Origin of the sequence: Roseivirga echinicomitans, assembly GCF_001592935.1 — a bacterium.
In the GTDB taxonomy this organism is placed as follows: Bacteria; Bacteroidota; Bacteroidia; order Cytophagales; family Cyclobacteriaceae; genus Roseivirga; species Roseivirga echinicomitans.
On sequence record NZ_LRDB01000001.1, the window covers coordinates 317,954 to 337,207 of the forward strand.

Here is a 19,254-nt window from a genome sequence, read left to right on the forward strand (position 1 = left end):
TACGTCAATTGTAGCTCATTCTTTTGACACATTGTACCTATGAAAAAAGTATCCGGACTTATTTTATTCTTTTTAATTCCAGTCATGTTGACTGCTCAGACTTATTCTCCCAAAACCTTAGGGAGTAAATGGTCTTTCAAAATGGGGAGCAGTTCTTTTACTGACGAAATAGTTGAAGGTAAACTCACTATTGATGGCATGGACTACTTTAAAAGCTTGAGAACGTATTCATGGGGCGATAAGGACTTATCATATTTTAGAATTGATAATAATGGGACAGTTTTTTATCTAGACACGAAGTCAAAACTTGAGAGCATTGATGTCCCAGGGCAACCGAAAGTAGGGGACTCTTGGACAAGCACTGACAACGCTTGGGAATATACCGTTACCGACATTGCAGCAAGCTTTAAAACACCCATACAAACTTTTAAAGACTGTTTGATTATCAAAGCAGAACAAACAGATAGAAGGGATAGCGAGAAACTTCAGACCTATTTCAACTACTACGTTAAAGACATTGGATATATAGGCAGTAAAGTTGACGGAGGACTAATGGCTTATATTGAAAAATGGAATTTGAAATAAAAACGAGTCTTTCCCTACTCCGACCTCAACGCATTTACTGGATTGCTTTTTACTGTTTTCATTGAAATGAGTGTGATGGTAAAGCCAATCAAGAACAACACGGCAATGGCAGTAAGTACATAAGCCAAAGGATCTATTCCGAAGTTGTTGAGCCAGTCTTTCATAGAAATGATGGGAGTAGTTACAGTACTTCCTTAATAAATAAGCACGTTGAGTTAATCTACAATTGAAAATGGGCTTTTAAAAAACAAATCGAAACAATCGAAACAACGTTTCGAATATTTCGTTTATTTGTGATAGACAACTGAACTGTATTAACATGAATAACATAGATGACATAAAAAGACCCTCTAAAGAAGAGCAGAAGGCAGCTATGGAATCTTACGATGCACTTGCCGCTACATTGGATCAAATTCATTCTGAATACCCCTCAATTGAGATTGAGGAGACTAATGAAAGAATTAAAATTCCATTAAGTGCGCTACGGCTCTTGGCCAAAATACTAAAAGCGACAAGTCAGGGCAAACCCATATCCATAGTTCCAATAGCTACCGAAATCACTACGCAGGCTGCTGCGGAGATTTTAGGATGCTCAAGACCCCATCTAGTCAAATTGCTTGAAATGGGGGAAATCAACTTTACAAAAATCGGTAAACACAGAAGAATTCAGTACCAAGACCTGATTGATTATCGAAAGAAAATGAAGGCAGAACAGCGCAAGCTGCTGACAGAAATAATGAAAGCGGACGAGGAAACTGGGTTGTATGATTCATAGTGTACGGTTTACTTGTGTTCTTGATACCAATGTGATATATCCAATCGATATCAGAGATCTTCTTTTTTGGTTTGCTTCTTACGATCTCTTCACTCCAAAATGGAGTAAACACATATTCAATGAGTGGGAAACCGTAATGAAACGAAAAGGTGTCCCAGATGAAGAAATTCGTAAGAGATTAGGCAAGGCTCAACTTGCGTTTCCAGATGCGTTGGTTGATAATTATGAATCACTTGTCAATGCATTGGAATTACCTGATGATAAAGACAGGCATGTGCTGGCGGCAGCAATAAAAACAAATGCAAACATCATTGTCACCAACAATATCAAAGACTTTCCAAAAGAGTATTTAGCTACTTTCGGTTTGGTAGCAAAGAAAGCCGATGACTTCATTACAGACACAATTGACCTCAACAATGACCTTGCGCTCGAAGCTTTTAGAGCCTTAGTGCTGAACCGAACCAATCCAAACCTTGACGAATTTGAAATATTAGATCGATTTCGTAAAAATGGACTAAACGACTCGGCTGATTATTTACACGCGCTGATCTAAATAGAAACCAGCAGGAGGAAAACAAAACCATTAAAAATGGCTTTCTATTCAATTCCCACTAAAAACCTCTACTCCGACCTCAACGCATTCACTGGATTGCTTTTTACCGTTTTCATGGAAATAAGTGTGATGGTAAAGCCAATTAAGAACAGCACCGCTATCGCGGTAAGCACATAGGCCAAAGGATCTATTCCAGTCTGGTACGTGAAATTGCTGAGCCAGTCTTTCATAAAATACACGGAAACGGGCACGGCAATAAGTAGCGAAACTCCAGCGATTAACAAGTACTTAAAGTTCATCAACCATAGAATTTGAGAAGCCGAAGCGCCCATAATTTTACGAATACTGATTTCCTTTACGCGCTGCTTAATCACAATGGAGATAATGCCCAAGAGCCCACCACAGGCCAGAAAAATTGAAATAGCGGAAAGTAAAGTGGTTAGCTTCAGGGTTCGCGTTTCTTCCAAATAAAGTCTCTCGATTTGATCGTCTAGAAAACGATAGGAGAAGCCACCTTCAGGATAAACCTCTTTAAAGTTTGACTCTACACTTAATATCGTCTCTTTTAGGTTTGCTGGGCTTACTTTCGCCACCAAATAATTATAGCCAAATGAAGTAGGCACCATCATAATCATTGGCCGGACTGGGACGTGTAGGGAGTTGTAATTAAAGTCTTTTACTACACCAACAATAGTTCCTTTTACAAGCTGTTCGTTATTTACCCAATTAAGTTGCTTACCAATTGGGTCTTCCAAACTTAGTTCTCTTATGGCTGTTTTATTCAATACAAAAGCAGTTCCAGAAGAATCTGCCGAAAATTCTTTATTCAGCATTCTTCCAGCTTCAATATTCAAACTTAAGGTAGTAGCTAAGTCATTATCAATAAACATTTCAGCAGCATCCACCCGAAGGGAAGGATTGTTAGCTGCGTATATTGGGTGTTGGTTAAACTGACCTCCTGGTACGTTTGAAACAAGGGAAACATCTAACACCCCAGCACTTTTTTGAATAGATGTTTTCATTACTTCCAAGTCGCCTTGAAAATCGTCTACCTCCACAACCAAAAGGTTTTCTTGCTTGAAACCAAGGTCCTTATTCTTTAAAAAAGAAATCTGATTTTTAATAATAATGCTTCCGCTGATCATAAGAATAGCAGCAACAAATTGAACTGCCAGTAGACCATTTCGAACACTAGATCCACCCAGTTTGGTGGTTTTCAAACCTTTTAAAATTTGCCCTGCTTCAAAAGAGTTTAAGTAGAGCGAAGGGTAAATGGCAGATACAAAAGCGGTAACTATGGCTATTGATAGTAAGACTAAAATGACGTCTGTTTGATATAAATCCGCCACTGAAATGTTTCCATTGACCAATTGATTGAAGGGAGTTTCCAGCATATACATGGCCACAAAAGAAAGTGCCAGCGCCAAAAACGTAGTGAACAGTGCTTCGAAAATAAATTGCGAAAACACCTGAGACTTGTAAGCGCCCAAAGTTTTCTTCACCCCAACCTCTTTCAGCCTTTGTGCTGCTTTTGCCGTGTTGAGATTCACAAAATTGATGATAGAAATAAGTAAAATGAATAAAGCGCTGATGCCATAAATAAGCAAGTAGCTATAGCTGCCATTGGCTTCCAATTCCCATCGAATATTGGAATGCAAATGAATACTTTGAATGGGCTGTAATTCAAATTTATTCTCACCTGTTTTCAAGGCCTCTACATTTTCTTCATCCCAACCTAAGTACTTTGGCGCCCAATCAGGAATTTTCGCTTCGAAAGCTTTTGCATCTGTTCCAGGTGCAAGCTTTAAATAATTGAAGTGACCAAAATCATCCCACGACATCCATGGATCGTTGAATTGTAAAGACTTGAGGGACACATAAGAAATGAGGAAATTAAAGCGGAAGTGGGAGTTCTTCGGAGTGTCTTCAACTACGGCAGCTACTTCCAGCATATCTTCCATTCCGTTGAACGAAAGCCTTTCTCCTACAGGGTTTGCCTCTCCAAAATACTTTTCGGCTACTGACTTAGTTAGAATAATTCCCCAAGTTGTTTGGAGCGCCTCTTTCACATTACCATGAATTGGCTTAAAGCTAAATACATCGAAAAAAGTACTATCAACAAAATAGCCATTAGGTTCATCAAATGTGATGTTGCTCTTTTCGTTTTTTAGCAATACTGTCGCTTTAGTAAGCCCTGAACCATAAATTGGCGAAATACTCACTGCGTCAATCACCTCTGGAAAATCATCCACGAGTGCCTGCGCCATAGGATGAGGTGTTCGTGTTTGAGGGTTTTGGTTCATCCATGCCACACGATAAATGTCATCAGCGTTATCGAGAAAAGAATCGTAAGACGACTCGTATTTTATGTGGGAATAAATGAATCCGCAAACGCAAAAGGCCACAATAAGCCCGAGTAAATGGAAACTGGTTTGCAGCTTTTGGCGGAGCATTCCGCGCCAAGCAAATTTGAAATAGCTTCTGTACATGATGATTGTATTTGAGTTTTGACCAAGTTTTTTGATGGCAAAAGGCCGGATAAAATTGAGCATGTGAAACCAATAATGCAGGTTCGCCATACGTTTCGATTTCTCTTCCCTTTGGCCTTGATAGTATTCGTATAAATCTCCCTCTATTTCTTCAAAAAGGTTTTTCTTGCAAACAAGCGAGAGCAGCTTGACCGCAGTTTTAGGTGGTTCATATGTTGGTTGGAGCCCCACGAGATTACACTATTTTTAAGGCCATTTCTGGGATTTGATTGAAAAGGGAGTTTCTCAATTCATGGTTTCTTTCAAGGGCTTGTTTACCGCTTGCGGTAATCTTAAAAAGGCGTTTTCTTCTGCCTCCACGTTCGTGAGTGCCTTCTGCCAATTCAGATTCTAAAAAGCCTTTTTCATCGAGCCGACTGAGGGCAGAGTGTACTGCGCCAATCGCTACTTTTCTTTTGGTTTGGTTGATGATTTCCTCGCGGATATTTAGACCGTACGCTTCTGGAAATAATACGCCCACCACCAACAATACCAGCTCTTCAAATTCACCTAATTGCGTTCCTTTCATTCTTCAAGTTTCGTATTTGTAGAACAAACATAATCAAAATCTACAAATATGAAAATTGATTTCTTAAATTTGAAAAAGGAATAGCTGGGGGCGAAGAAGGAAAAGGAAGAAAATTGTAGCTAGAAAGCTAAGCCCTCTGAATAAACTCCAGATAGTTCTTTTTATTCACGGTGAGTAATTCATGGTCTGGATAGGCCTGTGTAAATGACTTACTAAACCGTCCCTTTTTCTTTTCATTCCATTTGAATTCAAAGGCATGGAGTACTCCGTCATAGTCTTCAATAAAGTCTATTTCTTGTTGCGCATTTGTTCTCCAGAAATAGTCATTGGAGTAAATAGAATTATAGGCTTTATATTTGAGTCGTTCCACAATCAAGAAGTTTTCCCAAAGGCTACCCACATCTTGTCTTAAACTTACAGGGTTCCAATTTTTTATTACTGCGTTGCGAATGCCTACATCATAAAAGTAAACTTTACGGCTCTTTTTCAACTCATTTCTAAGATTACGGCTTAATGAAGGAAGCCTGAAAACAATAAAGGCTCTTTCCAGTAATGAAATATATTTTTCTACTGTTTGATTGTCTAAGCCTGTGATTTGTCCAAGCTCATTATAGGAAACCTGCTGACCAATTTGAAAGGCTAACGCTTGTACCAATAACTCAAGCTTTTGTGGTTTCTTGATATTTTCCCAAGTTAAAATATCCTTGTACAGATAGCTGTCTGAAAGCGTGTTAAGAATCTCTTTCTCATCTCCAGCATTGTTTATTACATCAGGATACCAACCATAGACCAGTCTATGATCTAATAAGCGTGTTTCTTCCAATAATGAATGATGCTTGATCATTTCACCCGTACTAATTGGCCAAAGGTTAAACTCCCATTTTCGGCCAGTCAAGGGTTCATTAATTTTATTTGCTAATTCAAAAGAAGATGAACCTGTCGCTATCACCTTTACTTCAGGGATATTGTCATGAATTATTTTAAGTGTTAATCCGATATTTTCTATTCGCTGTGCTTCATCAATAATAACTCTATCATGTTTGGCTATAGTTTGTTTGAGCCAAGTGGTTGTTTGATTGGAGAGTTGATTCCTTGTGTCCGAATCATCACCATTTAACCACAGGGTGTTTTGACTTGAAAAGTGCTGTTTGAGTAGTGTTGTCTTTCCAACCTGACGAGGCCCTAATAGAATAATGACTTTTTTATCATTGATTCGTTTTTGAATGAGTTCGATGAGGTCTCTAGTAATCATGATTTTGCGATTATATTCGCAAATATAGTATAAAATTTGCGATTAGATTCGCAATATACATACTGTTCTGATAAAGCACTTTTACTTTAGATGGCTTATCCTTTTTCTTTTTCTCATCAAAACCCCAAAAATGTTGGCAGAAATAATCAGACCCGCCCCGATCATTTTAGAGCTGCTCATACTTTCATTCAGAAAAAAGTAGCTGGTAATCATGGCGATTGGCGTGCCCAAATAGAAAATAAGACTTGTGTTGGTTGGCGGCAAAACGGTAGAGGCTCTCAGCCATAAAGTATGTGCGCCTACCGTACAAACGGTTCCCAGAATAGTCAGGTAAACCCAGTCCTGTTGGTTCAAATCCCAATTGGACTCGAGTGACATGGGTAGAAAAATAATCAGCGCAAAACTGTATTGGCCAAATGCCCGGGTCATAGAATCTAGGTGCTGATTTCTTTGTTGAATAAAGGGCAGTATGGCAAAAAAGGCCGCGCTGACCAGTCCTACTAAAATACCTGTGGTGAGATTATTACTTAAGTCAAAGGCGGGGACAATAAGGTAAATTCCAAAAAGGGCGATGAATACCGCGATGATATCGTAAACGGACGGCTTCTTCTTATTGATGATCCAATTGAGGTAAATCATGTGCAGCCCAAAGGAAGAAACCGAGAGAATAGCCATGGAAGGCGTGGCAAGCTTTACGCTCATGAAATAGGTAATCCAGTGCGCCCCGAAAACAATGCCAATGAGAACAAGTGCCTTCCAATCCTTTTTGGTGAGCCTTTTAAGGTTCTTATTTCCCGCTATGAAGAACAAAAAACTCGCGCCAATCACTAATCGCACCAAGCCAATGGTCACTGCATTGGCAGAAACTTCCTTGATAAAAATGGGAGTAATGCCAAAGAGAAAAACGGCAATCAATCCTTCGATGTAGTAGCGTGATTTCAACTTTCTGAATTAGAAAGCAAATAACGCAAAAAAGCACGGCTATTGAATAACCGTGCTTTTACAAAAAACTTAAATTTTCTTATTTCTCTATTTGCTCTTTCTTCTCTTTGATCAATCCTTTACGCCTCATAATCGTCTCCACAAATTTTATTTCGTTTTGAGTTTTGAAAACGGTGAAAGGAAACATCATCATTTGGGCTTTGTTTACCACAAGCACAAATTGCTTTTTGTCCATCCAAGCGTATTTGATCTGCTCCCATTTCATGGGCATACCTTGCTTAGAATTCATCTTGATCAAAATCTGACGGCTGTCAATTTCGTAAGAAAGCTTATCGAAAAGCATTTTACTTTGTTCTAGTTGGGTTACTCCCGTAAATTGGATCAACCAGAATAAAAGATAAAGTACATAAGCGATCAAAGCACCAATCCACCACCAATTTGAAGGGATGACAAAGGCCATGGAAGAAATTCCGATGGCAATTAAAACCACCCACCATTGCTCTTTAAGGATGTTTCTCATCCCCGCACGGATGTAAGCTTTTTTGTCTAAAGCGTATTTTTTTGTTTTTACAATCATGATAATTTACCTGCTAACTCGCACAGTGTCGAAAAAGGAACACAAACATAAGGATCAAAACCAAGGCTTCAATCATTAACACTAAAAAATTGCGCTTCTTAACTTTCAAATTATTCTGCTTTCAGACTTATGTCCAGGCTTTTTGCCGAATGGGTAAGTGCACCAACGGAAATATAGTCTACTCCAGTCTCTGCCACCGCCCCAATGGTCGATTCGGTAATGCCACCGGAGGCTTCGGTTTCTAAACGGCCTTTAATCAAAGCCAAAGCTTCGCTCATTAATTCCGGGCTCATGTTATCGAGCATAATTCTATGCACTCCCTCCAAAGTCAAAACCTCTTTAACTTCCTCTAAGTTACGGGTTTCTACTTCAATTTTAAGATCACGTCCCGTTCGTTTTAAATAGTCTTTAGTTGCTGAAACTGACTGAGTAATTCCACCAGCAAAATCGTTGTGGTTGTCTTTCAGCATCACCATATCATATAACCCAAACCGATGGTTCACCCCTCCACCAATAAAAACAGCCCATTTTTCCATCAGCCTAAAGTTAGGGGTGGTTTTCCGCGTGTCTAAAAGTTTTGTTGAAGTATGCGCAATAAGCGAATTCAGTTTGTTGGTGTAAGTCGCAATGCCACTCATACGCTGCATGCAGTTAAGCATTAAGCGTTCGCCAGACAAAATGGCCCTTGAACTGCCATGAATCCGCATGATGATGTCGCCTTTTTTGACCACATCGCCATCTTTCACTAATGACTCTACATTAATGGAAGGACTTAATTTTTTTAAAATGATTTCTGCCAATTCCACACCAGCGATGACGCCACTGTCTTTCATGAGCAAATAAGCTGAGTTTTCTGCGTTCTCTGGAATTGAAGCTAGGGATGAATGATCGCCATCACCAAGATCTTCGGCTAAAGCGCTTTCAATAAATTGATTGAGAGATTCTTCTGAAATGTATTTCGGCCACATGGCTCAAAAATACTAAATAGATTGCTAGGGCTTAACGGTCTTCAGTAAATTCAAGCCTATATATTTTATAGTCTGTCTTAAATTGCTTCGCCCTTATCACAACGCGGTATTTCTTATTGCCTGAAACATAAGAACCGATGGCGTAAACAATTCCTCCATCAGACTTAGAGTCGTGAATAAACTCTGTTGAGTCCGCTGGATTTTTCTGAAAAAATTGCTTCAGAACAATTTCAGCCTGATTTGTGCTGTAGTCCTTTTTCTCGTTATCGAGCTTAATTTCAACTCGTTCGTGCAAGTATTTAACCAGCTCTCTGGAACTAGAAGACTTTAATGCCTCTTGAACATTTTTTATCAATTTTTCTTCAGTCGTCTGGGCAAAACCTGACAAAGAGCTCATTATCATCAAAAGAGACATGAAAGTAATAACGATGTTTTTATTCCTCATTTTTAGTGACTTAGCCGTTAGTTTAACGAAAATAATGCCAATTATTACTCTCCTTATAGGGTAGTTCAGAATCAAATTAATACAATCGTTCTGGACTTACAAACCAGATCATAATAATATATATTTGCCCCATGGAAAAACGCGTTCTCTTAATGATCTTGGACGGTTGGGGTTTAGGTACCGATTCCAACGTCTCTGCTATTGATCATGCCAAAACCCCCGTTATTGATTCTCTCTATCAAAAATACGCTCATTCTAAGCTAGAAGCCTCTGGTTTAGCCGTTGGTTTGCCCGCTGGTCAAATGGGAAACTCCGAAGTTGGCCATATGAATATTGGTGCTGGTAGAGTAGTATATCAGGATTTGGTGAAGGTTAACAAAGCAGTGGAAGAAAACACCTTGGCAGATAACCCAACATTGAAATCTGCTTTCGACTACGCAAAAACGAATTCCAAAAAAGTACATTTCTTAGGCCTGCTTTCGGATGGTGGAGTACATTCTCACATCAATCACTTGAAAGCCTTACTCAGCATTGCAGACAATACTGGGTTGAAAGATGTTTTTGTACATGCATTTACCGATGGCCGCGATACTGACCCAAAAGGTGGAATAAAGTATATGGCAGATTTAGAGGCGCACATGGAAAAAACCACTGGAAAAGTGGCTTCTGTGATTGGTCGTTACTATGCCATGGACAGAGACAATCGCTGGGAAAGGGTGAAATTGGCTTATGATGCCATGGTGAAAGGAGCTGGTGTGAATTCAGAAAACATCACCGAGAGCATTGCTAATTCATATATTGAAGGCGTTACAGATGAATTTATCATTCCAATAATTCATACAAAGAATGGCGTTCCTCTAGCCACTATTGAGGAAGATGATGTTGTGATCTACTTCAACTTTAGAACGGATAGAGGAAGGGAAATTACCCAAGCACTTACACAGCGTGATTTTCCTGAACAGGAAATGAAAGCCATGAAACTTTACTTTGTCACCCTGACGAATTACGATGATTCTTTCAGTGGCGTAAAGGTGATGTTTGATAAAGACAACTTGGTAAACACTTTGGGTGAAGTACTTGCCGAGGCTGGTAAAAAGCAGATTAGAATTGCTGAAACAGAGAAATACCCACATGTCACCTTCTTTTTTAGTGGCGGCAGAGAGGTTCCGTTTAAAGACGAAAAACGAATTTTATGCCCTTCTCCTAAAGTGGCCACTTACGATTTGCAACCAGAAATGAGCGCGAATGATATTAAGGAAGCGATCATCACAGAATTAGATCAGCAGGAGGTAGACTTTGTTTGTCTCAATTTTGCCAATGCCGATATGGTAGGGCATACCGGGGTTTTTGAAGCCGCAGTAAAAGCTTGTGAAACGGTAGACAAATGCGCTGGAGAAGTAATTGATTCGGCCTTGAAAAACGGCTACACCACCATCGTAATTGCCGACCACGGTAATTCAGATGTAATGATAAATCCAGATGGCAGCCCAAATACTGCGCATACCACGAACTTGGTTCCTTGTATTCTCGTTGACAATGAATTGAGGCCTCAAATGAAAGATGGTAAACTTGGCGATTTAGCCCCTACTATTTTAACATTAATGGGGCTTGAAATTCCTAAAGAAATGAGCGGAGAAATACTCTTATGAAATTAAAAAACCTAGTCTTCTTACTTTCTCTATTGCTATTTGGTTGTTCTGTAGGAAAGAAATCTGAACCCATCCGAACTGGCACTTATTTTGACCTTGTCGAGCTATTAGACGAGCAAATAGCCGCATTTGAAGAGGAAAGACCTACCCTTACTAAGGAGCTAAGCGTGAATGGTGAAACCGATCAGGTGATAGTTCAATTCGATTCTGCAAAACAATGGAAAGAAGAGCTTGGTCTCTTTTATCAGGCTGACATAAATAAACTAGGATTGGAAACATCCTATGTTACCGAAGAGCTTTCAACTGGAACAGATATCAAAAAAGTAATTGATTCGGCCAAAACAGACAGACCCTCCGTTCGCTCCATTGAATATAATTACAGGGCAGACCGGTTAGAAAGCATCCGAATTATAATGAAAGACGAAAACCCAGTGTATAAATTTGAAAAAGAGCTCAGCCTCTATTTCAATGTGGTACAAGGAAAGTCGGTTTTGAGCTCTTTTACTATTTCTGGTGATCAGAGTATGATCTTAAAAGACGAACTGAATTATAGCTTAAAAGCTAAAATCGGCAAATAGATTATAAACGGAACAAAGCCTCAAGTAGGCTTAGGTTCTCTTTGCCTTTCTTCACCAAGAATAAAGGAATATCTCCACTTTCATAGACTAACTTTTCAGCTACGCTACCAATTAAGAAGGCAGCAGCGCTGGTTCGGCCTTTAGAGCCTAGAATAATTAAGTCCACTCCTTTTTCAGAAGCTGTTTTATAAATTTTATCGGCTGGGTGTGGATCATCATCAAGCGCAAAAGTGTGCTCAAATTTCACATCACCAGTATCCATTTTCTTAAAGAACTTTTCAGAGTCTTTCTTAGTGTTTTCGAGCATAATCTCCGAAAACTCTTCATAATTCTTCCCTGATTTATGATAACCAGTCGGCACTCTATAGATATGATTACTCATCAATTTTGCACCGGTTTGCTTCTGTAGTGCCACTCCAATTTCAAAAGCCATTTGAGAGTGTTCAGAGTAATCAATTGGAATAAGAATCTTATTCAATTCCAGTTTTGGGTTTTCAGGAACATACATTACGGAAGAAGGAGAGCTCTTGGCGATTTTGCTTGAATTCAAACCAGCATTAGAACGGTGATGCTTTCTACCCAAAATCATAAGGTCTATTACCTTTACTTTGGCCATTTTAATCACTTCTTCAGTCACTTTCCCAGTAGCTACCTTTATTTGAACATCGCAGCCATTGGGTAGCACAAAGTTCTCATCCACCTTGGCTTTTATTTCATGCTCAAGCGTTTCATCCAGTGGTGCAATTAAGTCGGGGTATTTCTCTTGAATCTCAGCAGGTAGCTCCAATGATTCGGCCACATGCAAAAAGTAAACAGAGTTAATTTCAAAAACGCGCGCTATCATAGACGCATACTGGATAAGCCCTTTATCCATTTGGGTAAGGTCTAAACAGACCATCATTCGCTGAAACTTGCTTAAGTCGTACATCTTCAATCAGAAAATTTGTTGATGTAATTTATTGAAATAATTAGCCCATACCCACGCATTGAAGGTTTTTTTGATAAGGTTTTATTTAGGGTTGGTGATTGGTATCAACATGCCTAACTTCGTGCGCTTTTAAAAGAATAAAAGGTTTGGCAAATACGCAGTTTTTAGAAAAGATGAAAGAGCGATGGAATCTCAACTCGCTCATTCAAGTGGTGTTGGTTTTAATTGTATTTTCACTTACAGGTACATCTGTTGTGTTTTTAAAGCCTTATGTTTTTCAGCTTTTTGGCATTGAAAGCCTAACGGGCATCAAAGGAGTCTTTCTTTATTTACTCCTAATTCCGCCCTTATACCAAATTCTACTCTTGTTTTACGGCACCTTACTGGGCCAGTTTAACTTTTTTTGGAAGTGGGAGAAAAAAACATTCAACTCATTAGGAAAACTTTTTCGAAAGAGAAAAAAGAAGGATTAAGTCTCTGTTTATATCATACGCGTCTATACAAGGAACTTAAAAATCCTGTGTAACATTCTTCTCTCGAATAACTATCTTTATTTCGTGGACAATCATATTAAAGAACTTTTAAGAGATCACACATTAAGGCTGACCCAAGGCAGAGCGGATGTTATTGACGTTTTTCTCAATCACGAAGTAGCGGTTTCTCATGCCGATATTGAGGTGGCTGTAGATGGGAAATATGACAGGGTTACAATCTACAGAACCCTTAAATCTTTTTTAGACAAAGGATTGATTCACAAAATACTCGATGACAAAGGAGGTATTCGTTATGCCCTGTGTGCTGATGCCTGTTCCGAAGGAAGCCATCAACATAATCACATCCATTTTAAGTGCAACAAATGTGAGCAAACCACTTGCTTGGAACATGTTGAAATTCCCATGGTAAAACTACCGAGGGGGTTCACTGGTGAAGAAAGTAATTTTTTGATTACTGGTATTTGTGATAAATGTAAACAGCGTTAATTAATAGGCTTTTTCAACCTTTCTCTTTTTCAGCAAAGGGGAATCAGGCCAAACCACACCAGGCGGTAAGTCTATATTGGGTGGTGTAAACTCATTAATTCCTCCCTCATCATCATCTTCATGCTTATTTACCTTTCGGCTTTTCATAAGCTGAAAAGTCAAGTACGTAAGAATCACATAAGTGAGGCCGCTCAAAATCAGATCTAGGTAAATGCTATCCATTTCAAAACTTCAGAGAAATGAAGTTACAAAATGTTTCTCTACAAAATCAACTAAAAGGAAGGCTTTCCCCTTCTGTGAAGAAAAATTTAAAACGCGAAGAAAACAAGCCAAATAATAAAGAGTATTGGCAATAGAATAGGAATAGAGTACCTCAATATATAGCCAAAGAACGAAGGCATATGAATTCCCATTTGCTCAGCAATAGACTTTACCATAAAGTTTGGTCCATTTCCAATGTAAGTCATGGCTCCGAAGAACACAGCACCAATGGATATGGCCATGAGCATGAACACGGAGTCATCATAAACTCCACCTAGGGCATAACTTTGAACATCGCTAATTACAGCAATATCTCCGCCCTGCGAAGCCATGGCAGCCGCCAAGAAATTCAAGTAAGTAGGTGCGTTATCTAAGAACCCTGAGAGAATTCCCGTACCCCAATACAAGGTGTTGTGTGTGATTAGCGCACTACCAGTTTCAGACTGTGCAAACTCACTTACTAAGGCCAATGCAGGCATCATCGTTCCGAAAATCCCAATAAATATAAATGCCACTTCCCTTATGGGCTCAAAATTAAATTCGTTCCCCTTTATCGCACGCTTATCGGCAAACCTAAAAGAGAGGAAGCCAACAGAGAACATAATTAATTCTCGAATGTAGGAGAACTTCATTCCGTCATAGTGAATTGCTGGAACGCCTTCTATTACATTTGGATCAATGAAAACGGCAGCAATTATAATGGCCAACCAGATAAAATTTCTTGAACCAAGAATCTTGGTTTTGTTGGAGAAGGTTGAGATTTCCTCCAAATCCTCATCCGTATTACGTTTATCAAAAATATAGAAGACTAAGGATAAGATTCCCACTCCAGTAATCCATGGAATAATATTGTGCTCTAAAGTCCAGAAGAATGGCACTCCTTTTAGAAAGCCTAAAAACAATGGCGGATCACCAATTGGGGTCAGCGCACCACCAACATTACTCACTATAAAAATAAAGAAGATTATGTGGTAAGGCTGAATTCTTCCCTTATTCAATCGAACAAAAGGTCGTATTAAAAGCATTGAGGCTCCTGTGGTACCAATAAGGTTAGATATCACAGCCCCTATCACCAGCAGCCCTACGTTTGTTAGCGGAGTGGCTTTTTTGTCCACATCAATCATTATCCCTCCAGAAGCAATATACAAGGAGGATAATAAGGCTATGAATTGAACGTACTCTGCTAAAGCATGTACCGGATGGTTAACATCACCAACGACAAAGAGGTAATATATAACCACAATTCCGGCCAAGGACACAGCAATTATTGGATAGTTCTTATGCCAAAAATGCTCATAAAACAATGGTCCAGTGGCAATCATTACCAATAACAAGACAAATGGAATTACGGACCAACCCGCAGGAGATGGATGTTCTTCGTCTGAAGAGGCGGCAGCTGAATCATCATGTGATTCAATTGAAATCTCTTCGGAGGCCATAACCGTAACTGAAGTCGCAGGGGTAGCCCCGTTGATATATTCAGCTTTGGCTATAAAAACCATAAACAACATGCACAATGTTAGTAGGAATCTGTTTTTCATTAAAGTCGCTGTGTGTCGCTAAAGTATACTTCTGATTCGAGAATACAAATTCGCTTTGCAGATTTTGGGCTAAGATAAGCATTAGCGGTAAAACCAATGTTAATCAAAAATCAAATTCAGTGGATTACACGAAATGTTAAGTTCTCATTTAATTCTAAAACCTTCAAAACCAACCTGACATGAAATGCTATAGAATCTTTAAACTGTTGTTCAATTTATAAAGTCAATTTTAGACTATTGAGTGACTGACCAAAGAATATTTACTCGAAAGGCAAAAATTAAAATCAGAGAGCTATCCAACCCCTGAACTGTTGACTTCAAATGCCAATGGGTTAGCCTTACGAAATAAAGATTCTAAAGTTATAAAAACTTAGAGGCTCTGTTCTTGAAAATAGGCTCCTGACTCCGTGAATCGTAGTCACACAAAAAATAACCACGGAGCATTGTCATACTCATTTTTATCAACTAAATTTATAGTCATAAATAAATCTAACTAGCCTTTAATTTGAAACAGTAATGGTCTATGGTTTTCTACTTGTTATGACGATACCGAGTCAAACTTTGAGCTATCGTTAGGTATTTATAAATGTATCTCAGCGTGGGATTGGAGGTAATTCTCACAATTTTGGTTAAAAATGTCTGATTTTAAGCGGATTATTGGCTTACCTTTTTTAGAAAGGTTTGAAACTAAAAGAAAAGCTGACATATTTGTAACCCTCAAATTAGTGCTCGTTGGACTGAATGTGTTTAGGTTAAGTAATGCTCAAAAATATCATTAAATATTCGGCCCTTCTTGGGGCATTTTTATTCTGTACCACTCTTAAGGCACAGTATACTCAAAGTTCTTATTCTGCTTTTGGAATAGGGGATGTCAACTGGGGAGGTTATTCCCATAATGCTGGAATGGGAGGATTCGGTATAAGTTATAATAACAGGCTTTACCTCAATAACCTTAACCCTGCTTTAGTCGCAACTAACTTCGAGGCTGTATTCCAAATTGGCACTTCCTTTGACTCAAGAACTTATAATAATGGCGACCAGAGCTACAGCTCGTTTACTGGTGGATTCAAAGACTTTGGTTTTTCTTTACCCATAAAATACGGAAAATGGAATATGGCACTAGGTCTTAGTCCATATACCTCCGTTAATTATGGTATTCTGCAAACCTCTACTGGCCCAGATAACTCAATTCTATTATCTCAATTGGATGGAAATGGAGGTATAGATGAGGCTTTCATGACCCATGCCCTAAGGCTTGGCAACCTCATGGTTGGCCTAAAAACTTCATACCTATTCGGCTCGATTGAAAGGGACACTGAATACCTTCTTACTGGCATTCCAACCATCACCTTTAGTAGCACAATTTACAATGAAAGAAGAAGTTTTTCGGATGTTACAGCCAACATTGGTTTGGCCTATAAACTAGAAGTTAAGGAAAGGCAATTCATTAATTTTGGAGCATTCTATAATTTAGAGGCGAATGTAAGAAGCAGGAACCTAACTAGATTAGAGAGTCAGGATATTAACGGAAACGTGCTTTCGAGTGATACGCTAAAAAACAATGTAGATTCCCAAATTTCCATCCCTCAGCGTATTGGATTTGGTATTTCTTATGAAAAATCACAAAGGTTTGCCGTTGGTATAGATGTACAAACTCAGGCATGGAGTCAGTATCTCGATGAATCTGGTCAAACCAGTTCAAACTTTGGGGATGCATTTAGAATTGCCGTTGGTGGAGAATTATTACCAAACTACGAAGTTTCGAAGGCTGGCCCGAGAATAACTTATAGATTCGGGATTCATTATGAAAGGACTCCTTATTTAATCAATTCACAAGAAGTAAACGACTTTGGTATAAATATTGGAACGTCTTTACCATTGAACGGAATTGTGGGTGTTTCAAATTTAAATTTAGGAGCTACCTTTGGAAATAGAGGTAATGTAACCGATGGGTTAATTAGAGAAAACTACCTCAAGTTGAGTATTGGATTTAGCTTGCAAGATCAGACATGGTTTGCGAGACAGAAATATAATTAAACTACAGTATTATGAGAATTAAATTTTTATTGACCTTGATCATTATTACCTCTGGGTACTCTGCCATGGCTCAATTCAAATGGCCAGAACAACCAGAAGAAAGAAGCGATGCCCAAACAAAATGGACATTGTTTAGCGATACTGAGAAGGCTGGAAATTATGATGCCGCTAAAGGTCATCTGGCATATATCTTGGAGCATTTTCCTGATTTAAGTGAGTCAACTTATATTAAAGGAATCGCGATTTGGGATGAGTCTTGGGAAAATGGGAAAACCGAAGCTGAAAAAGAAGCAGCGGCCGCTAAAGTGATGTCGCTCTATGAGATGCGCTTTAAAATGTACCCAGAGTCAAAAAAGGAAAATATTGGCCGTCAGGCTATTTCAGCATATAGGTATTTTATTAAGGACGCTTCCAAAACTCAGTACTTGCTTGATTTGTTCAAACTTACGTATGAGCTTGAAGGAAATGAGGGCTTCTACTCAACTGGCCGCTATTATATGCAAACTGCTGTTTTAGGCTATACACGTGATATTGGTCTTACTGACGAGCAAATTCTTGATATCTATAACAAATGTACCGAGCACATTGATTATCAAATCAAAAAAGCGAAAAGTCAGAATAAGAGCACCAAGAGTATGGATGCCGTAAAAGAGTTTGTCGATGAAAAATTGGCTAACCTTAACTTAATCGACTGTGCCTTTATCATTGAAAAACTTGTTCCTCAGTTTAAAGCAAACCCTAAAGATGGAGAGCTGGCAAACAAAATATTTGTTTATGCTTACGATGGTGGATGTACCGATGCTGAATGGTTTCTTGATGCCGCGAAAGCTGTGCTCGAAACAAAGCCACAATACGGTGTTGCTAACTTACTTGCCTCAACATATGTTAAAGAAAAAGACTATGTAAATGCTAAGATCTACTATAACAAAGCTATAGAGATTGCTGAAGACAATACTGATAAAGGAAAAGCCATGAAGCAGATTGTGTTAATGGAACGCCTTGAGGGAAATAAAGCGGAGGCGAGAAAATTGGCCATTGCTACGGTAGAAATTGACCCTACGTTAAAGGAAGAGATGTACACATTGATTGGTGATATGGTGATGCAAAGCACAGAATGTGATCAGCAGAAAAGCCAAGTTGATGATAGGGCAAAATTCATTGTTGCTTACGAATATTACACCAAAGGGGGTAATCAACTGAAAGCAAGTCAAGCCAAAGCGCAATTTCCAAGTGGTGGAGAAATCTTTACTGAAGGAAAAGAACTAGGTGATTCAGTAACAGTAGGATGCTGGATACAGCAAACTGTTAAATTGCAGAAAAGACCAGAACAGCAGTAATTATTGCCCAAATGAAAATAAAGGCGGTCTTCTCTCTTAGGGAAGACCGTTTTTCATACCATGAGATTGAGAAAATTTATACCTCTTTTGTTTATTATGGCTTTTACGGCCTGTTTTTCTGAGCCAAAAAAATTGGCTGAAATGGAAGAGTATGAGGGGCCAATTCTAGAATCAGAGAATGTAGAAATCATTATGACCGAAGGTTCTATTCGGAAATTGGGAATTAAGGGAAATAAACAACTAACTTTCTCCAATGGAGATTTGGAGTTTCCTGAAACTATAAGAATTGATTTTTTTGATAGCGAGGGAGACACTACTTCGATACTCACTGCATTAGAAGGTTTTTATGATGCTAAAACAAAACTTTATAGGGCTACTGGTGATGTAGTAGTTATAAACCTAAAGGAAAATCAGACTCTAAAAACCGAAGAGTTGTTCTGGAACCCAAACACAGAAAGAATTTATACTGATCAGTTCTTTATTGTAACCACAGAAACAGATTTGATTCAGGGTACGGGTATGGATGCTCCTCAAGATTTTTCAGAATTTAAGGTTACAAACCCAAAGGATACGGAATTCCTAATTAAAGAGACGAATGAGAACAACTAGTGGTACCATAATCTTTTCACTTTGTGTAGTCACATTTGTGATTGGAGTACATCAGACCATGACTTATGGAATTGCCTATTCCTATTTTATTTTTATGATATCAATAGGTCTGTTATTTTTATACAGATATAGAAAAGCAAAGCATAAAGAAAAAGAAGAACAGGCCAAGTCGGCTCCTAA

The 19,254-nt window shown here is 38.7% G+C and carries 21 protein-coding genes; 10 read left to right on the forward strand and 11 right to left on the reverse strand.

Going from position 1 to position 19,254, the window contains the following annotated elements; translation table 11 throughout:
- Positions 1–39: 39 nt before the first annotated feature.
- A complete protein-coding gene (locus AWN68_RS01450; protein WP_068410415.1) occupies positions 40–585 on the forward strand; it encodes a hypothetical protein in 546 nt (181 codons plus the stop codon).
- A gap of 14 nt (positions 586–599) precedes the next feature.
- Here the strand turns inward: AWN68_RS01450 and AWN68_RS18925 are convergent, their stop codons facing one another.
- Complete coding sequence (locus AWN68_RS18925) at positions 600–749, reverse strand: hypothetical protein (RefSeq protein ID WP_157716023.1); 150 nt, start codon at positions 747–749, stop codon at positions 600–602.
- Between the two features lie 155 nt (positions 750–904).
- Between AWN68_RS18925 and AWN68_RS01455 the strand changes: the two genes are divergently transcribed.
- Both AWN68_RS01455 and AWN68_RS01460 read left to right on the forward strand, forming a co-directional pair.
- A complete protein-coding gene (locus AWN68_RS01455) occupies positions 905–1,360 on the forward strand; it encodes an excisionase family DNA-binding protein (RefSeq protein WP_068410419.1) in 456 nt (151 codons plus the stop codon).
- On the forward strand, positions 1,350–1,913 hold the full coding sequence (locus tag AWN68_RS01460; protein ID WP_068410423.1) for a PIN domain-containing protein: 564 nt from the start codon (positions 1,350–1,352) through the stop codon (positions 1,911–1,913). The genes AWN68_RS01455 and AWN68_RS01460 overlap by 11 nt, the downstream gene beginning before the upstream one ends.
- Before the next feature lie 68 nt (positions 1,914–1,981).
- On the opposite strand, the gene AWN68_RS01465 is transcribed toward AWN68_RS01460, so the two are convergent.
- The 7 genes from AWN68_RS01465 to AWN68_RS01495 form a co-directional block, all read right to left on the reverse strand.
- On the reverse strand, positions 1,982–4,633 hold the full coding sequence (locus AWN68_RS01465; RefSeq protein ID WP_068410426.1) for an FtsX-like permease family protein: 2,652 nt from the start codon (positions 4,631–4,633) through the stop codon (positions 1,982–1,984).
- Between the two features lie 4 nt (positions 4,634–4,637).
- Positions 4,638–4,970: a PadR family transcriptional regulator gene (locus AWN68_RS01470; RefSeq protein ID WP_068410429.1), complete on the reverse strand. Its 333-nt coding sequence runs from the start codon at positions 4,968–4,970 to the stop codon at positions 4,638–4,640.
- A 127-nt stretch (positions 4,971–5,097) separates the two neighbouring features.
- Entirely contained in the window at positions 5,098–6,222 is a 1,125-nt protein-coding gene (locus AWN68_RS01475; RefSeq protein WP_068410432.1) for an ATP-binding protein, read from the reverse strand.
- An 81-nt stretch (positions 6,223–6,303) separates the two neighbouring features.
- Positions 6,304–7,164 carry a DMT family transporter gene (locus AWN68_RS01480; RefSeq protein ID WP_068410434.1) on the reverse strand — a complete coding sequence of 287 codons (861 nt, stop codon included), beginning with the start codon at positions 7,162–7,164 and terminating at the stop codon, positions 6,304–6,306.
- 79 nt (positions 7,165–7,243) lie between these two features.
- Positions 7,244–7,741 carry a YcxB family protein gene (locus AWN68_RS01485; RefSeq protein WP_068410436.1) on the reverse strand — a complete coding sequence of 166 codons (498 nt, stop codon included), beginning with the start codon at positions 7,739–7,741 and terminating at the stop codon, positions 7,244–7,246.
- A gap of 110 nt (positions 7,742–7,851) precedes the next feature.
- Positions 7,852–8,709 carry a carboxylating nicotinate-nucleotide diphosphorylase gene (gene nadC / locus AWN68_RS01490; RefSeq protein ID WP_068410438.1) on the reverse strand — a complete coding sequence of 286 codons (858 nt, stop codon included), beginning with the start codon at positions 8,707–8,709 and terminating at the stop codon, positions 7,852–7,854.
- A 31-nt stretch (positions 8,710–8,740) separates the two neighbouring features.
- Positions 8,741–9,154, reverse strand: coding sequence for a DUF4783 domain-containing protein (locus tag AWN68_RS01495; protein WP_068410440.1), 414 nt, complete (start codon positions 9,152–9,154; stop codon positions 8,741–8,743).
- Between the two features lie 131 nt (positions 9,155–9,285).
- Between AWN68_RS01495 and gpmI the strand changes: the two genes are divergently transcribed.
- Together gpmI and AWN68_RS01505 are read left to right on the forward strand one after the other, a co-directional pair.
- Positions 9,286–10,803 (forward strand): 2,3-bisphosphoglycerate-independent phosphoglycerate mutase, encoded by a 1,518-nt coding sequence (gene gpmI, locus AWN68_RS01500; protein WP_068410442.1) that lies wholly within the window; start codon positions 9,286–9,288, stop codon positions 10,801–10,803.
- A complete protein-coding gene (locus AWN68_RS01505) occupies positions 10,800–11,381 on the forward strand; it encodes a hypothetical protein (RefSeq protein WP_068410445.1) in 582 nt (193 codons plus the stop codon). The genes gpmI and AWN68_RS01505 overlap by 4 nt, the downstream gene beginning before the upstream one ends.
- A gap of 1 nt (position 11,382) precedes the next feature.
- On the opposite strand, the gene AWN68_RS01510 is transcribed toward AWN68_RS01505, so the two are convergent.
- Entirely contained in the window at positions 11,383–12,309 is a 927-nt protein-coding gene (locus AWN68_RS01510; protein ID WP_068410448.1) for a universal stress protein, read from the reverse strand.
- A 146-nt stretch (positions 12,310–12,455) separates the two neighbouring features.
- Here AWN68_RS01510 and AWN68_RS01515 point away from each other — a divergent pair, with 146 nt between their 5' ends.
- A complete protein-coding gene (locus AWN68_RS01515; RefSeq protein WP_245657918.1) occupies positions 12,456–12,782 on the forward strand; it encodes a DUF6787 family protein in 327 nt (108 codons plus the stop codon).
- A gap of 84 nt (positions 12,783–12,866) precedes the next feature.
- On the forward strand, positions 12,867–13,289 hold the full coding sequence (locus tag AWN68_RS01520) for a Fur family transcriptional regulator (protein WP_068410454.1): 423 nt from the start codon (positions 12,867–12,869) through the stop codon (positions 13,287–13,289).
- Here AWN68_RS01520 and AWN68_RS01525 read toward each other — a convergent pair whose 3' ends face one another.
- Together AWN68_RS01525 and AWN68_RS01530 are read right to left on the reverse strand one after the other, a co-directional pair.
- Positions 13,290–13,511, reverse strand: coding sequence for a hypothetical protein (locus AWN68_RS01525; RefSeq protein ID WP_068410457.1), 222 nt, complete (start codon positions 13,509–13,511; stop codon positions 13,290–13,292).
- An 86-nt stretch (positions 13,512–13,597) separates the two neighbouring features.
- Complete coding sequence (locus tag AWN68_RS01530) at positions 13,598–15,091, reverse strand: sodium:proton antiporter (protein ID WP_068410460.1); 1,494 nt, start codon at positions 15,089–15,091, stop codon at positions 13,598–13,600.
- A gap of 759 nt (positions 15,092–15,850) precedes the next feature.
- Here AWN68_RS01530 and AWN68_RS01535 point away from each other — a divergent pair.
- The 3 genes from AWN68_RS01535 to lptC are packed head-to-tail and all read left to right on the forward strand — an operon-like array spanning position 15,851 to position 19,074.
- Positions 15,851–17,128, forward strand: coding sequence for a hypothetical protein (locus AWN68_RS01535; protein WP_068410463.1), 1,278 nt, complete (start codon positions 15,851–15,853; stop codon positions 17,126–17,128).
- 11 nt (positions 17,129–17,139) lie between these two features.
- Complete coding sequence (locus AWN68_RS01540; RefSeq protein ID WP_068410466.1) at positions 17,140–18,465, forward strand: hypothetical protein; 1,326 nt, start codon at positions 17,140–17,142, stop codon at positions 18,463–18,465.
- 60 nt (positions 18,466–18,525) lie between these two features.
- Positions 18,526–19,074, forward strand: a complete 549-nt coding sequence (gene lptC / locus AWN68_RS01545; protein WP_084362717.1) for an LPS export ABC transporter periplasmic protein LptC — start codon at positions 18,526–18,528, stop codon at positions 19,072–19,074.
- Positions 19,075–19,254 lie beyond the last annotated feature (180 nt).